The sequence below is a fragment of the Vibrio sp. T3Y01 genome (genome assembly GCF_013114525.1).
In the GTDB taxonomy this organism is placed as follows: domain Bacteria; phylum Pseudomonadota; class Gammaproteobacteria; order Enterobacterales; family Vibrionaceae; genus Vibrio; species Vibrio chagasii_B.
Map to the genome: position 1 here is coordinate 127,728 of NZ_VTXJ01000004.1, position 15,446 is coordinate 143,173.

11 protein-coding genes are annotated in these 15,446 nt (G+C 45.4%); 6 read left to right on the forward strand and 5 right to left on the reverse strand.

Annotation, left to right across the window (positions count from 1 at the left end; all coding sequences use genetic code 11):
* The first annotated feature begins 323 nt into the window (after positions 1-323).
* Positions 324-1,613 (forward strand): NAD(P)/FAD-dependent oxidoreductase, encoded by a 1,290-nt coding sequence (locus tag F0232_RS06125; RefSeq protein WP_061031794.1) that lies wholly within the window; start codon positions 324-326, stop codon positions 1,611-1,613.
* 119 nt (positions 1,614-1,732) lie between these two features.
* Here the strand turns inward: F0232_RS06125 and F0232_RS06130 are convergent, their stop codons facing one another.
* The 4 genes from F0232_RS06130 to F0232_RS06145 form a co-directional block, all read right to left on the reverse strand.
* Positions 1,733-2,278 (reverse strand): GNAT family N-acetyltransferase, encoded by a 546-nt coding sequence (locus F0232_RS06130; RefSeq protein WP_105059252.1) that lies wholly within the window; start codon positions 2,276-2,278, stop codon positions 1,733-1,735.
* A gap of 152 nt (positions 2,279-2,430) precedes the next feature.
* Complete coding sequence (locus F0232_RS06135; protein WP_105059253.1) at positions 2,431-3,195, reverse strand: peptidoglycan binding protein CsiV; 765 nt, start codon at positions 3,193-3,195, stop codon at positions 2,431-2,433.
* A 63-nt stretch (positions 3,196-3,258) separates the two neighbouring features.
* Positions 3,259-6,720, reverse strand: a complete 3,462-nt coding sequence (gene mfd, locus F0232_RS06140; RefSeq protein WP_105059254.1) for a transcription-repair coupling factor — start codon at positions 6,718-6,720, stop codon at positions 3,259-3,261.
* Between the two features lie 6 nt (positions 6,721-6,726).
* Positions 6,727-7,296 carry a PilZ domain-containing protein gene (locus F0232_RS06145; protein WP_105059255.1) on the reverse strand — a complete coding sequence of 190 codons (570 nt, stop codon included), beginning with the start codon at positions 7,294-7,296 and terminating at the stop codon, positions 6,727-6,729.
* Positions 7,297-7,523: 227 nt separating this feature from the next.
* On the opposite strand from F0232_RS06145, the gene lolC reads away from it, so the two are divergent.
* From lolC to lolE, 3 genes are read left to right on the forward strand one after another with little or no spacing between them, the layout of a single operon-like run.
* On the forward strand, positions 7,524-8,732 hold the full coding sequence (gene lolC, locus F0232_RS06150) for a lipoprotein-releasing ABC transporter permease subunit LolC (protein ID WP_171750725.1): 1,209 nt from the start codon (positions 7,524-7,526) through the stop codon (positions 8,730-8,732).
* Entirely contained in the window at positions 8,725-9,417 is a 693-nt protein-coding gene (lolD, locus tag F0232_RS06155) for a lipoprotein-releasing ABC transporter ATP-binding protein LolD (protein WP_105059257.1), read from the forward strand. Before lolC ends, lolD begins: the two co-directional genes overlap by 8 nt.
* Complete coding sequence (gene lolE / locus F0232_RS06160; protein ID WP_061031788.1) at positions 9,418-10,662, forward strand: lipoprotein-releasing ABC transporter permease subunit LolE; 1,245 nt, start codon at positions 9,418-9,420, stop codon at positions 10,660-10,662.
* A gap of 173 nt (positions 10,663-10,835) precedes the next feature.
* On the opposite strand, the gene F0232_RS06165 is transcribed toward lolE, so the two are convergent.
* Positions 10,836-11,345: a DUF2062 domain-containing protein gene (locus F0232_RS06165; protein ID WP_008223866.1), complete on the reverse strand. Its 510-nt coding sequence runs from the start codon at positions 11,343-11,345 to the stop codon at positions 10,836-10,838.
* Positions 11,346-11,362: 17 nt separating this feature from the next.
* Here F0232_RS06165 and F0232_RS06170 point away from each other — a divergent pair, with 17 nt between their 5' ends.
* Both F0232_RS06170 and msbA read left to right on the forward strand, forming a co-directional pair.
* Positions 11,363-13,666 (forward strand): DNA internalization-related competence protein ComEC/Rec2, encoded by a 2,304-nt coding sequence (locus F0232_RS06170; RefSeq protein ID WP_105059258.1) that lies wholly within the window; start codon positions 11,363-11,365, stop codon positions 13,664-13,666.
* 31 nt (positions 13,667-13,697) lie between these two features.
* Entirely contained in the window at positions 13,698-15,446 is a 1,749-nt protein-coding gene (msbA, locus tag F0232_RS06175; protein WP_061031786.1) for a lipid A ABC transporter ATP-binding protein/permease MsbA, read from the forward strand.

Consider the following 15,446-nt stretch of genomic DNA (forward strand, 5'->3'; position numbering starts at 1 on the left):
TTGCGGTCATCTTTTTGCTATATATAATGTTCCAAAGCAAAATATTTTGATAAATATCAAAAAAAATTGAGAGCGAGTGATAAAACTTGCCCATTATTTGTGTACTACCTCTAAGGTTGTCACCTTTTTATCCATGTGAGTAAGGCGATAAACGGATGTTTGTTGCTTGTAGCCCCTCTAACTACTCGGTGAGCTGTCGTTCTTCTTTTCGCGGTTATCCAATATGTCACAGCCTTATTTAAAGGCCGAGTAGATACATAGAATTTATCGGTTGGAGTAATCGAGCCGAACCCTATTTATTCATTTTGTAGAGGATTGTCATTGTGACAAAAATTATCGTAGTAGGCGGCGGTGCTGGTGGTTTAGAACTAGCAACTAAGCTAGGCCGCACTTTAGGTCGTAAAAAGCGTGCCCAGATCACTCTGGTAGACCGTAAAGCAAGCCACCTATGGAAGCCATTGCTTCATGAAGTAGCAACTGGTTCTCTAGATGAAGGCGTTGATGCATTAAGCTACCGCGCACACGCAAAAAACCATTACTTCGATTTCCAAATGGGCAGCCTGAACGACATCGATCGTGAGCGTAAAGTGATTGCACTTAGCGAACTGAAAGATGAGCACGGTGAGCTGTTAATGCCAAGCCGCGAGCTTGAATACGATATTCTGGTTATGGCACTAGGTTCAACGTCTAATGATTTCAACACTCCAGGCGTTCGTGATAACTGTATTTTCCTTGATAGCCCAGAACAAGCTCACCGTTTCCGTACTGAAATGAACAACCAGTTCTTAAAGCTGCACGCTAAGAATGGTCAAGGTACGGTAGACATCGCGATTGTTGGTGCGGGTGCTACTGGTGTTGAGCTGTCGGCTGAGCTTCACAACGCTGTGAAAGAGCTTCGTACATACGGTTTTGGTGACCTAGATTCAAGCAAGCTAAACGTAAACCTAGTGGAAGCGGGCGAGCGTATTCTTCCTGCTCTTCCTCCTCGTATTTCAAGCGCTGCGCACTCTGAGCTAACTAAGCTTGGTGTGAACGTTCGTACCAATACTATGGTAACGCAAGCCGATGCTGATGGCCTAACAACGAAAGATGGCGACAAAATCCCTGCTCAAATCATGGTATGGGCAGCAGGTATTAAAGCGCCTGACTTCATGAAAGATATTGGTGGTCTTGAAACTAACCGTATCAACCAACTAGTTGTGAAAAACACGCTGCAAACGACGCTTGATGACAACATCTTTGCTATCGGTGACTTGGCGCAATGTACACAAGCGGATGGTTCTTTTGTTCCACCTCGTGCTCAAGCGGCTCACCAAATGGCAAGCTGCGCATTCAGCAACATCATTGCTAAGCTGAACGGTCGTGACCTGAAAGATTACATCTACAAAGATAAAGGCTCACTAGTATCACTAAGCCGTTTCTCTACGGTAGGTAGCTTGATGGGTAACCTGACTAAAGGTTCGATGATGGTCGAAGGTCGTATTGCTCGCGTGGTTTACATCTCTTTGTACCGCATGCACCAGATGGCGCTTCACGGAATCATCAAGACGTCACTAATGATGTTGGTTGGCCGTATCAACCGTGTTCTACGTCCAAATCTAAAGCTTCACTAATTAGCTAGCTTTTCGAAGAAGAGTTAAGCTTTCAAAATGCTTAACGCTGATAGTAAAAAAGAGCTCTTCGGAGCTCTTTTTTGATCGTGTCAGTTAAGTGGCTGCCTTGTTGATGATGGTTAAGCCACCGGTGGCAGTACTGAGTAAACGACCCCATCTTTTGGTTTACCGTTGAAGATGAATCGATTTTTGGCAATGGTTTCTCGCTCTGCGTCGCACTTCTCTATGAGCTTTTGGCTCGGTAGGTTTTCGGTATCACAGACTATCTCTAAACGCGTTAGTTTGAGCTGCGCAAAGCAAAATTCAAACAGAGCCAACATCGCTTCTTTTGCAATGCCTTTTCTCTGAAATTGGTCGCCAACCCAATACCCTAAACTCGCCATGTTAAAGGTGTGGTAAAGCTCATTGATGGCTACCATGCCGACCAGCTTATCGCTTTTTCGCTCAAAAATACCAAAGCCAAACGCATCGGCTTTCACCCAGTTTAGGCGAGTTGCCAGAATGAATTTCTCTGCCTCTACGATAGAGAACTGATCGTGACACCAATCGACCCAAGGCAGTAAGCTAGGGGAAGACTTGATCAGTTGAGAAAACTCTTGTGCGTCAGAAGGCTCAATAATTCTTAGGCTAAGGTTTTGAGTATTGATCTGGAAGTCGGGGCTCATAGGGCGTACCAATTAAATTTGTAAGTACCTGCTGAAAGTAGCCAGCACTTAATAAAACGCCCTCACAATGGAGGGCGTTTTGAGTGATTAATATGAGTATAGCGAGATCGCGAGTAGAGTAACCAGCTTAGTCGCTATATCACTAGAGCCGCTTATTGAGCAACACGACGGACTTGAATCACCATGCCAAGAAGCGGGTGGTCAAGGTAGTGAGTTTCTGTACTACGCATACGACGTTTTTGGTCCATACGGTAGCTCTTAAGGAACTCTTCTACTTGAACGGTCGGTGAAATCTCGGTTAGGTTGCCCACCTGAACATTGCTCTCTGCACCGCTTACTGGAGAATCGAGTTCAATTTGCTGTTCTTGCAGCGTGACTTCACGAACGCTTGGTGCTTTCAAATCTAGAGTGGTTTCAGCGTATAGGTAGTGCTGAACATAGATTTGTAGCTTGCCGTCTAGCTCATAAAGCGGTTTGTCGATAGTCTCTTCTTGGAATCCATCAGCACTTGCGGTAACCGCGCCTTTTTCAGAGCCGTCAGCATTGAACTGTTTAGAAAAGTCTTTACCTGCTTGAATGTGGAACACAGGTGCTGAGCTCTTGCCTTGATCGCCTTGACGCCAAGCCGTGTGCATCAGAACTTCAAAGCCTGCATGTTTACGTAGCTTATCTTTCTGAGGTGTTAATTTGTATTCCGAGTAAGGAAGCATTTTCACACCTTTGCTTGCTCGGTATTGGGTATCTTGAAATGAGCCAACGCGCTCAAGTGAAATCTTTGGCTGGGTGTTAGGCCAAGACTCGTTCACCTTCTCTGCATCAACTGCGCGTTTGAAAATGATCACTTCTATATCAAATTGTCTCTGCGCCAAACTTGGCAGTGAGACGAACAATAGTAGCAGTGGGATCAGTCTTTTCATTTTTACTCCGTTTTCCAGCCGCACTACCGGCTGGATAAATTATATGTGCAAGTGGGTTGGGCTTTAGGCTGAAGGCAGCAAGTTCTGTCTGAATTCGCCCAATAAATCACTAACAAATTGAATTCGTTTCCGTCTGTCGACCAATGGTATCGTAAACTTGAACTTAGTTGGTCCTTCCATTGAAAACTTTTGCGGTTGAGATTGCAACAGTTTAACAAGGTAGTTCGGGTTTATGTCAGCATCCGGGTAGAATTCGATAAATCCGCCTTTATCGTGCGCTTCAATTTTCTTCGCTTTGATAGATGCAGCCGCTAACTTAAGCTCGGAAACCGATAATAAGTTCTTGGTTGCATCAGGAAGAATACCGAAGCGGTCGATAAGCTCGACTTTTAGCTCTGCAAGTTCATCCGTGTCACTCACGCTCGCAATACGTTTGTATGTTGATAAGCGCGTGTTGATGTCTGGAATGTAGTCATCTGGTAATAGTGCTGGGATGCGCATCTCAATCTCAGTTTGCTCACGTAGCAGATCATCAAGTGATGGCTCTCGACCTTCTTTCAAGGCCTCAACCGCTTGCTCTAGCATCTCCATGTATAGCGTGAAGCCGACAGATTGGATTTGACCACTCTGTTCATCACCCAATAGCTCACCGGCACCACGAATCTCTAAATCGTGTGTTGCGAGAGTGAAGCCTGCGCCCAAATCTTCCAAAGAGGCAATCGCGTCTAATCGCTTAATTGCGTCTTTGGTCATCGCTTTCGGATGTGGCGTTAGTAGGTACGCATAAGCTTGGTGGTGAGAACGACCCACACGACCACGCAGTTGGTGAAGCTGCGCTAGACCAAGGTTGTCGGCTCGGTCCATCAAGATGGTATTGGCTGTCGGAACATCGATACCGGTTTCGATGATGGTTGTACACACCAATAAGTTAAAGCGTTGGTGGTAGAAGTCGTTCATGATGCGTTCTAGTTCGCGCTCTCGCATTTGACCGTGAGCGACGGTTACACGCGCTTCTGGAATCAGCTTTTGCAATGATTCTGCGGTTTTCTCAATCGTATCGACTTGATTGTGCAGGAAGTAAACCTGACCACCACGCATGATTTCACGAAGTACTGCTTCTCTCACTACGGCATCGTCACTTTGACGAACAAAGGTTTTGATAGCCAAGCGTCGTGCTGGTGGCGTTGCAATGATCGATAGATCACGCATCCCACTCATCGCCATGTTGAGCGTTCTTGGGATTGGCGTTGCAGTTAGCGTTAGGATGTCGACATCGGCACGCATCGCTTTTACTTTCTCTTTCTGGCGGACACCAAAGCGATGTTCTTCATCGACGATCAGTAAGCCAAGGTCTTTGAATTTGATATCACTAGAGAGCAGTTTGTGAGTACCGACTAGGATATCCACCTTACCGTCCGCGACATCTTGCATGATCGCTTTTTGCTCTTTCGCGGACTTGAATCGAGACAGTACTTCAACACGAATCGGTAAATTCGCGAAACGGTCTCGGAAGTTTTCGAAGTGTTGCTGAGCAAGTAGGGTAGTAGGAACTAACACCGCCACTTGTTTGCTGTTATCCGTACACACGAATGCCGCGCGCATTGCGACTTCTGTTTTACCAAAACCAACATCACCACACACTAAGCGGTCCATGGCTTTTGCTTGGCACATGTCAGACATCACCGCATTGATTGCCATCGCTTGGTCATCAGTTTCTTCAAATGGGAAGCCAGATTTGAAGGTTGCGTATTGCCCGCGATCTAAAACAAATTTATAGCCAGGTTTAAGTTCGCGCTTGGCGTAAACATCCAGCAGCTCTGCAGCAACGTCACGTACTTTTTCAGCGGCACGCTTACGCGCTTTTTGCCACGCCTCACCACCTAGTTTGTGTAGCGGTGCAGACTCCTCAGCACCGCCAGAGTAACGTCCAATAAGGTTCAAAGACGCAACGGGTACGTACAGCTTGGCGTCGTTTTGGTACTCAAGCGTCACGTATTCGGTTTTCATTCCACCGGCTTCGAGGGTTTGCAAGCCGATGTAGCGACCAATACCGTGGTCAATGTGCACAACAGGTTGACCTGGTTTTAGCTCCGCAAGGTGGCGGATAACGGTGTCGCTATTAACGCTTTTCTTATCTTTCTTACGACGTTGAACAACGCGGTCGCCAAGCAAGTCGCTTTCACAGATAAGCGCGATGTTCTTCTCTTCGTGAACAAAACCGTGCTCAGCTGAACCTAGGATCAGGCTGAACTTGTCTTTGGCCTTAACGGCTGCATTGAGGTTTTCAACTTCGTTTGGTCGTACTTTTATACCGCGAAGTAGTTCGCTCAATGCTTCACGGCGACCCTCTGACTCAACCGAAAAAACAACTTTGCCATCGAAGGCTTCAGTGAATTTTCTCAGGTTAGCCAAAGGCTCTTTGTTTTGGTGCTGAACGCTGAGATCAGGCAGTGACGTAACCGGAAGGTTGATGCGTCCAGCTTTCTCTTCAATAGGTTCTAAGCTCAGGTTGACTTGTGACTTTTGCTTGAAGTGTGCGAACAGTTCGTCTTTTTTCAGCCAAAGCTGTTCTGGCGCTAATAGAGGACGTAATGGATCGACCCCACGTTGGTCGTATCGATGAGCGACATCAGCAAGGAAAGAATCAACAGCGGTTTCTACATCACCAAGAACCAAGAGTTGCGTTTCATCGGCAACATAGTCAAACAGTGTTTCTGTATGATCGAAGAATAGAGGTTGCCAGTACTCAATACCAGCGGGCCATGTCCCTTTAGATACCTGCATGTAAACCGATTCTGGTTCACGGCGGGCATCAAACTGTTGGCGCCAACGAATACGGAAATCTTCGATCGCTGTTTCCGAGGTTGGAAACTCGTGAGCTGGTAAGAGTCGAATTTCAGAGATGTCTTCAATAGAACGTTGGTTCTCTGGATCGAAGGTTCGGATGGTGTCGATCTCATCATCGAAGAAGTCGATACGGTAAGGGTCTTTGCTGCCCATCGGGAACAGGTCAAGAATAGAGCCACGGCTCGCGTACTCACCTGGGCCAAATACTTGATCAACGTAACGATAGCCAGACTTTTCAAGCTGCAAACGCAGTTTCTCTAGTGAGTAAAGATCACCAGTTTTCACCATTAGAGTGTGCTGTAGCAAGAAGTCACGCGGTGATTGGCGCTGAAGTAGGGTGCTAATCGGTACGATCGTGATGCCGTCTTTTAATGTCGGCAAGGCATAAAGACGCGCGATACGATCTGATATGATCTCTTGGTGTGGTGAGAAACTGTCGTAAGGCAGGGTTTCCCAGTCTGGGAATAGCGCTACTTCGCTCGCCGTAAACTGTTCAATTTCAGATTGCAGCTTGAGTGCGATTTGTGGATCTGGCACAGCAAGTACAGTATGACTGCTGTGTTGCTCTGCGAGTTTAGCAATGGCCAGAGCGAGAGACGAACCCACTAGGTTACCAATGTGCTTTTTGTCACCAGCTCCTTTGAGGGTAGGTAGGGTAAAAATAGATTGTTTGGTCATGTTAATTTACTTGTTATCTCGGTCTAGAGAGCGTTGACGCAAAAGTTTCTGTTGTTGATGAAGTGCCGCTTTGATCAGCAGGTCTTGGTCAGTATCGCGAAGATGAGCGTATTTGAAGTTAATTTCGAAACCTGAATCTTTAGGTTGGCTTGCAAACACTTCCGCGTAGCAGTAAATCGCTGCGGCAGGGTGTTCCAAGAATAGCTTAGCTTTTACTAAGCGACCCGGTTCGATGTCTGTCTTCGAAAAGCAGGAAAATTGGCTCGCACCGAAGGAGTAAGTGTGAGTTCGAAACTTCTCATCATCTTGCTGCGATAACATAAAGCTCAACAGCAGGTTTAATTTAGAGTTCTGTGCATCCAATAAACTGGTGACATTCTTCAAGTCGCTGTTTTTCAGTTCAGCGCGAGCACTGTCGGCTAAAAGGTCCAACTGACTAAATTCACTCGCCACAATAAAAGGGGCAGGGATCTCGGATTCGAACTGAATTTGAGAGGGTAAAGTGAAGTTACTTTCCATCGGTTCTATATTAGCGGTAAGACTGTGGTGAACAGTGAAAAACTCTTGTTCTGTCATGCGTTAGTTCCTTGAAGTGATCTATTGATTATCGCTATGTGGCGTCAGTAATCAAGGTCAGTTAATTGAAAGTATCAAATAGTTGTTTGAAATTTGGTGTTTTGACAGGGTTCTGTTTTTCAGGCCTAACTAATTGAGTTAATTCACTCTATATTTTCAATTAACCCCTACAAAGTAACAGCAATACCCGTTACATTAACCCGCATCCCTTTTTGATGGTTCAAAGTATGTTTCATCCTATTTCAATGTTTGTTGGCCTGCGTTATTTGAAAGGCCGTTCAGGTGATCGCTTTAGCCGTTTTGTTTCTTATATGTCGACAGCGGGTATCACCATTGGTGTGCTGTCTTTGATTACTGTTTTGTCGGTAATGAATGGATTCGAAGCGCAATTAAAAGACCGAATTCTCGGCGTTCTTCCTCAGGCAGTGGTTTATGAGCAAGGTGGTAAGACGCTACTCTCTGAACAGGCTCCGGATTTTGCTAAGCAAATTTCGCTTAATGGTCATGTTGAACCGATTGTTCGCAGTGAGGCGGTGATTCAGAGCCCAGCTCAGCTGTCTGCTGGCCTTTTAATTGGCATCCAACCCAATTCTGATGATCCACTTCAAGACCACCTCATTGCGGGTAGACTGTCTTCACTAAAAGCTGGGCAATATCAGCTGTTCCTTGGTCATACACTGGCGAGAAACCTAAAGGTATCGATGGGCGACAAGGTTCGTCTAATGGTGACTAGCGCAAGCCAATACACACCACTTGGCCGTATTCCTAGCCAACGTAATTTCACCGTAGCCGGTATCTTTAATACGGGCTCGGACATTGATGCTCAACTTATGGTGACGGATATCCAAGATGCAGGGCGTTTGATGCGCTACAAGTCGGACACTATTTCAGGTTGGCGACTGTTTTTTGAAGACCCATTTGAAGTCGCGGAGCTATCGAGTCAACCCTTACCAGATAGATGGTTGTGGAGCGATTGGCGTGACCAACGCGGCGAGCTGTTCCAAGCGGTTCGTATGGAGAAAAACATGATGGGCCTAATGCTTGGGCTGATCATCGGGGTTGCTGCATTTAATATTATCTCTGCGCTGATTATGGTGGTGATGGAGAAGCAATCTGAGGTCGCGATACTTAAAACTCAAGGCATGACCGATGGTCAAGTGATGGGCATCTTTATGGTTCAAGGTGCAAGTAGTGGCGTTATTGGCGCACTATCCGGCGGCGCATTAGGCGTTGTTCTGGCAATGAACCTTAACCCGATTTTAGAAGCGATGGGTGTTGCTCTATTCTCGTTTGGTGGTCAGTTACCTATTTTGATTAACCCAATTCAAATCGCCGTTGTGGTGGTACTTGCTATTGCACTTAGCTTGATTGCTACTATTTTCCCTTCTTATCGTGCATCTTCTGTGAAACCTGCTGAGGCCCTTCGTTATGAGTAATTTTCTTCAATGTAATGATATCCGTAAAACGTACCGTGAAGGCTCGTTGGATACTGAGGTCCTTAAAGGGGTGAGCTTTGAGGTCGAAAAAGGTGAATTGGTTTCTATCATAGGTACTTCTGGTTCAGGTAAGAGTACATTACTGCATATTTTAGGAGCGCTTGATGATGCTTCTGAGGGGAGCGTGAGCTTTCTTGGTCAAGACTTAGCTAAACTGAGCTCGAACAAGCAGGCTAAGCTTCGCAACCAGCACCTTGGTTTTGTTTATCAATTTCACCATCTATTGTCTGACTTTTCAGCATTAGAAAACGTCGCTATGCCGCTGTTGATAGGTGGTGAAAAGCCTGCGAAAGCCAAACAAGAAGCACAGTTGTTACTTGATAAAGTGGGACTAAGTCATCGAGTTGATCACCGTCCTTCAGAGCTTTCTGGTGGTGAAAGGCAACGTGTGGCGATCGCTCGTGCATTAGTAAACAAGCCTGCTCTTGTGCTAGCGGATGAGCCGACGGGTAACCTAGACCATAATACTGCAGTTTCCATTTATGACTTAATGCGAGAGTTAAATCGCGAATACGATACTGCCTTTTTAGTGGTGACCCATGATGGCGAACTTGCTGGTAAAATGGATCGTCAACTGCACATGCAAGATGGCTTGCTGGTTAACGTAGAAAAAGAGGAGAGCTAAGTGTTTTCTTCTTTATCCCTATTGATAGGCGGTCGCTTTAGCCGTGCTAAGCAGCGAGACAAGATGGTGTCTTTTATCTCCTTGTCTTCGACGATCGGTATTGCGGTTGGTGTGGCGGTGATCATTATCGGTCTGTCAGCCATGAATGGTTTTGAGCGTGAGCTAGAATCTCGCGTGCTGTCTGTGATTCCACATGGTGAGTTTGAAGGGGTCAATGAACCTGTAACTCGATGGGAGCATGTGGTAGAGCAGTCCGAAAAAAATGACAAAGTCGTTGCCGCTGCGCCTTATGTGAAAATCACAGCGCTCGCTGAAAAGGGCAAAGAACTTAAAGCGATTGAAGTGCGTGGTGTTGACCCACAGCTTGAGCAACAGGTATCGAGTTTATCAAGCTTTATTGATAAGCAAGTGTGGAGCGATTTCAAAGCAGGGCAGCAGCAGATCATCTTAGGCTCTGGTGTCGCCAATGTGCTTGGCGCGCAAGTGGGTGATTACTTGACTTTGATGATCCCAACAGTGAACGGCTCGGTTAAGGTTCAGGCGCCAAAGCGGGTACGAGTAAAAGTTGCCGGCTTACTGACGCTTAATGGACAAATTGACCATAGCTTAGCGCTCATTCCGATTGGTGATGCTCAGGTATATGCGAACTTGGGGGAGGCTGTGACAGGTGTTTCTTTGAAAGTGACCGATGTACTGAACGCGAACGAGATTGTACGTGAGGTTGGCAATCAGCTTGATGTGTATGTGTACCTGCGCAGTTGGCAACAGAAGTTCGGCTTCCTATATCGAGATATTCAATTGGTTCGCACCATTATGTACTTAGTCATGGTGCTAGTGATTGGTGTTGCGTGTTTCAATATTGTCTCTACCTTGATGATGGCAGTAAAAGATAGGGCCTCGGAGATCGCAATATTAAGAACCATGGGCGCTTCCGACGGCTTAGTTAAACGTATCTTTGTTTGGCAGGGCGTGTTCTCAGGCGTATTAGGTAGCTTAGTCGGCAGTGCGATAGGTGTTTTGGTTGCACTCAATCTGACCACTCTTATTAAGGGTCTTGAGAAGCTGATCGATCACCAATTCCTGTCTGGTGATATCTACTTTGTCGACTTCTTGCCATCACAGCTGAATATGATGGATGTCGTTGTAGTATCAGGTACTGCAATCGCTTTAAGTCTGCTGGCGACATGGTACCCAGCATCTCGAGCAGCGAAGTTAAATCCAGCTTCTGTGCTGAGCTCCAAATAACCAACCGACTGTTTCGACAGATACAAAAAAGGATCCCTTGTGGGATCCTTTTTTATTGAATTCAAACTTTATTATCTAAGACTTTCATTACATGCCTATCATCTAATGGCTTATGACTCGTCTTATTTTCACAGCTATCTCTTAAAAGTGGAGAGCTCGTCAGTATAGATTCACTATCTTGCTTGTCGTTTCTTCCAGCTTCTTACTACTGAGTAGCGCCATAAGCCACGAATACCGAAATAACCAATCATTGCTGAAATCACACCACAAATCATACAGCCCAGCAGGAACGGAGGCCCGATGGTGCTCATTTGCGCCAAGATAAAGTCCCAAGACAGTTCGAAGTGAAAGGCTTGCGGCGGAACATGCATAACGAATGCACCTACTTTATAGGCAAAGTAGAACAAGACTGGCATGGTTACGGGGTTACTGATCCAAACGAGAGCGACAGCCAGCGGTAAGTTAACACCACATACAACGGCTAGGCCTGCAGACATAATCATTTGGCTTGGTAGAGGGACAAACGCCATGAATAACCCAACAGCGAACGCGCCGGCCGCGGAGCGACGATTAAGGCACCATAAGTTGGGGTTGTACAAAACATTGCCAAAAACTTTTAATGCTTTCTGACGCTTGATGAGCTCATGGTCAGGCATAAATCGTTTGATAAACTTTCTTGGCATAGGAGGAAGCTACTCTCTTGTTTAACACTTGGTTCTTGATTTCATTTGCTGCGACAGTTGTGTCTGCCAGCTTCTGGCCTGTGATGCCACATTGGGTCTTGGCACCATTGATGCTGTTATTACTAATCGCATCAATAAAGTATAGCGTTTTCCGACGTACAAGAGGTCTAGCTACTGCGTTGACACTCGTTGCATGCCTAGGGAATACGATTGAAATCCAAACAAGTCGCTTATTTCAATCAGGGCAGAATACTACCATAAATGCCTCAGTAGTTAGTCTTTTTAGTGAAAATAGCCATGGTTTTGAAAGCGTAGTAGTAGTTAGATCAATTGACGGTGAAAAATTAATCTTTCCTCAATTGATAAAATTGCGATTGTTTACGCCTTTCAAGCTCACTTTGGGTGATGAAGTTCATTTGTCGGTCAGTATCAAGCCTGTTTTTGGGAAGCTTAATGAAGCGGGCTTTGATTTGGAAAAGCACCTGTTTAGCACTGGGGTCACGGCAAATGCGAATTACCGAACGAATACTAAATATAGAATCCACTCTAGCAACCATCTACGTGCTCGGTGGTTCGAGCGCAGTCTTTATAATCTTAGCCAGCTAAAAAATAACGATTTAATAGTCGCTTTGAGTTTCGGTTATCGAGATCTCATTCCTTCTTTGCGTTGGGATTTACTAAAGAGCAGTGGCTTGATTCATTTGATGGCGATTTCTGGGCTTCACATTGGTATTGCCTTTGGTATCGGTTATCAGCTGGGGAAGTTGGCGCGTTTGTTGTCTCCTCAGTTGTTATGGCTTCCGACACTATTTGGTTTAGGTTTCGCTTATTTCTATAGCTGGTTTGCTGGGTTCACCCTACCGACCCTAAGAGCGCTAGTGATGTGTGTTGTGGCGAGTTACTTTCTGTGGCGTGGACAAAGTATCGGTGTGGTTCGCTATGTTCTAGTCAGCTTGTGTATCGTTCTCGTTATTTGGCCTTTTTCTGCGTTATCCAGTAGCTTCTGGTTATCTTTTGGTACATTGGGTGCGGTTCTCTACATTGCGTTCAATAGTGATGCTTCTTCTTCAAATTCTACCTTTATTGAACGAGTGCTAAAGCTCATCAAAATACAGGTCATGCTGACCTTGTTAATTGCTCCCTTTTCGATGTTGTTTTTCAAAGGTGTTAGCTTGATCTCGGTCGTCTACAATTTGTTGCTATTGCCTTGGGTGTCAATGGTGACGATACCTTTGCTGTTTTTTTCGATGTTTCTAAGTTTGGTCACTGAGTCTTTATTTTGGGGAAGTGACTCAATGGCTCGTTTTTCTGCTGAGTTATGGAAACTGGTTGATTTGTCACTTGAACCGTTGGTGTTTAGCTTGCCTTTCTCTGAACAGTTTTGGATTCAGGTAGATAATCACGTAACCGTATTGCTCGTTTTTCTTATCTTATTCTTCGGTTTTATTGGTCGATACCTTAAACATGGGGTAGCCGCTGTCATCATTTCTGTATTCCTGTTGTGGTGGGAATTTGGCAAAGTGAAACAGGACAGGTTAACTATTGATGTCTTGGACGTAGGGCATGGCTTGTCTCTCATCTTTGAAAAGAACAATCACGTGGTGGTGTACGATTTAGGTAACGCGTGGCCGGGAGGGTCGATGGTCGAGTCACTATTGATTCCTACTTTATCTCAAAGAGGTATAGATGAAATTCAAGGAGTGATCATTAGCCATTTCGATTCTGATCACGCTGGTGGTTACCCTGCATTGCTTGAGAACTATCAGCCTGAATGGATAAGAGCTAGCCAAAGTTTGAATCATCAAATGAGCTCAGTTGTTCAAGCATGTACGTTAGGTGAGGCGTGGGAATGGCAGAATGTGCAGTTCGAAGTGTTGTGGCCGCCACAACTAGTGAATAGGGCGTATAACCCACACTCTTGTGTCATACGGATAATTGAACCAGAATCGGGCTTTTCGATGTTGCTCACGGGTGATATTGAACTCGTAAGTGAGTGGTTACTTGCTCGGGAAGTTGAACAGCTTCAAAGCGACGCCATGCTAGTACCTCATCATGGTAGTGACAGCTCATCTATCGCCCCTTTCATAGAAGCGGTTTCACCAAAGTTAGCGATTGCTTCGTTGGCAAAGGGAAATCAATGGGGGATGCCAAGCGAATCAGTCGTTCAACGTTACTTACAAAGTGGAAGTGCTTGGCTTGATACAGGTGAAAGTGGACAAATAACCATCACTACCAACCAAGAAGGTTGGCATTATCATACGATTAGAGAGGAACAAGGTCGGCAGTGGTATAGGCAGATGCTTCGTAAGGGAGTAGAATAGATAGATTATTGTGAGAAAATTAAGCGATTTTATGTCAACACAAACAGATGAAACTACCTGGGTCACATTTAAACGACTTTGGACTTATATTCGACTATATAAGGCTGGCCTTGGTGTTGCGGTTATTGCGCTTATTATTAATGCCGTCTCTGATACTTACATGATTTCTTTGCTAAAGCCGTTGCTAGATGAAGGCTTTGGTAGTGCGGAATCAGATTTCCTACGCACACTTCCTCTTATTATCTTTGCCATGATGTTCATTCGTGGTGTCAGCGGTTTCGTATCCACCTATTGCTTAAGCTGGGTTTCTGGCAATGTGGTGATGGAAATCCGCCGTAAAATATTCAGTCACTTTATGCACATGCCAGTCTCTTTCTTTGATAAAGAGCAGACGGGTGCGCTGCTGTCTCGTATTACCTACGATTCGGAGCAAGTTTCTGCGGCAACCAGTAAAGCGTTGGTGAGTATTGTTCGTGAAGGCGCAAGCATCATTGGCTTATTGACCTTGATGTTTTGGAACAGCTGGCAGTTGTCTTTGGTTCTATTTGCGGTTGCTCCACTGGTAGCTTGGGCAATCAGCATAGTATCGAAGCGATTCAGAAAGATTTCTAAAAACATGCAAACCAGCATGGGTCACGTTGCTTCGTCAGCAGAACAAATGCTGAAAGGGCACAAAGTGGTGCTTACTTATGGCGGTCAGGATTTAGAAAAACATCGCTTTGATAAAGTAAGTAACCAGATGCGTCAACAGAGCATGAAGCTAGTAACAGCACAAGCGGCCGCTAACCCAATCATTCAGATGATTGCATCGGTTGCTATTGTGGTTGTACTGGTATTGGCGAGCGTTGATTCAATTAAGGCTGAACTAACTCCGGGTACGTTTACGGTAGTGTTCTCAGCAATGTTTGGTCTAATGCGTCCACTAAAAGCACTAACTAACGTAACGTCTGAATTCCAACGTGGTATGGCTGCAAGTACGACACTGTTCGGCTTGATGGACTTAGACACAGAGCAGAACACAGGTACCTTGAAACCTGAAACGGTAAGTGGTGATGTTGCGGTAAAAGATGTGACCTTTACTTACGAAGGTGCCGAGAAGCCAGCATTGGATAATGTGAGTTTTAATATACCGAAAGGTAAGACGGTTGCGCTTGTTGGGCGATCGGGCTCAGGTAAGAGTACCATTGCCAACCTATTTACTCGTTTCTATGACGTAGACTCTGGCTCTATTGAACTGGATGGTCACGATATTCGTGATTACGAATTGAGAAATCTGCGTGAGCACTTTGCTCTGGTTTCTCAAAATGTGCATCTGTTTAACGATACGGTGGCTAACAACATCGCTTACGCAGCAGAAGAACAGTATTCACGCGAACAGATCGAACATGCCGCTAAACTTGCTCATGCGACTGAGTTTATTGAGGGTATGGAAAATGGTATTGATACTGTCGTGGGTGAAAACGGTGCGAGCTTGTCTGGCGGTCAAAGACAACGTATTGCGATCGCACGAGCACTATTGAGAGACGCGCCAGTTCTGATTCTTGATGAGGCGACGTCTGCACTAGATACAGAGTCAGAAAGAGCGATTCAATCAGCACTAGAAGAGTTACAAAAAGATAAAACTGTGTTGGTGATTGCTCACAGGCTATCGACGATTGAACAAGCTGATGAAATTTTGGTTGTTGATGATGGTCAGATTGTAGAGCGAGGCCCACACGCAGAGCTAATTGCTCATGATGGTGCCTATGCTCAACTGCATCGAATTCAGTTCAGCGGATAA

Coding starts and splice junctions, on each gene's coding strand:
- lolD (WP_105059257.1), top strand. CDS start 8,725: ATGAGTAATTTTCTTCAATGTAATGATATCCGTAAAACGTACCGTGAA.
- msbA (WP_061031786.1), top strand. CDS start 13,698: ATGTCAACACAAACAGATGAAACTACCTGGGTCACATTTAAACGACTT.
- F0232_RS06165 (WP_008223866.1), bottom strand. CDS start 11,345: ATGCCAAGAAAGTTTATCAAACGATTTATGCCTGACCATGAGCTCATC.
- F0232_RS06135 (WP_105059253.1), bottom strand. CDS start 3,195: ATGAAAAGACTGATCCCACTGCTACTATTGTTCGTCTCACTGCCAAGT.
- F0232_RS06145 (WP_105059255.1), bottom strand. CDS start 7,296: ATGACAGAACAAGAGTTTTTCACTGTTCACCACAGTCTTACCGCTAAT.
- F0232_RS06130 (WP_105059252.1), bottom strand. CDS start 2,278: ATGAGCCCCGACTTCCAGATCAATACTCAAAACCTTAGCCTAAGAATT.
- lolC (WP_171750725.1), top strand. CDS start 7,524: ATGTTTCATCCTATTTCAATGTTTGTTGGCCTGCGTTATTTGAAAGGC.
- mfd (WP_105059254.1), bottom strand. CDS start 6,720: ATGACCAAACAATCTATTTTTACCCTACCTACCCTCAAAGGAGCTGGT.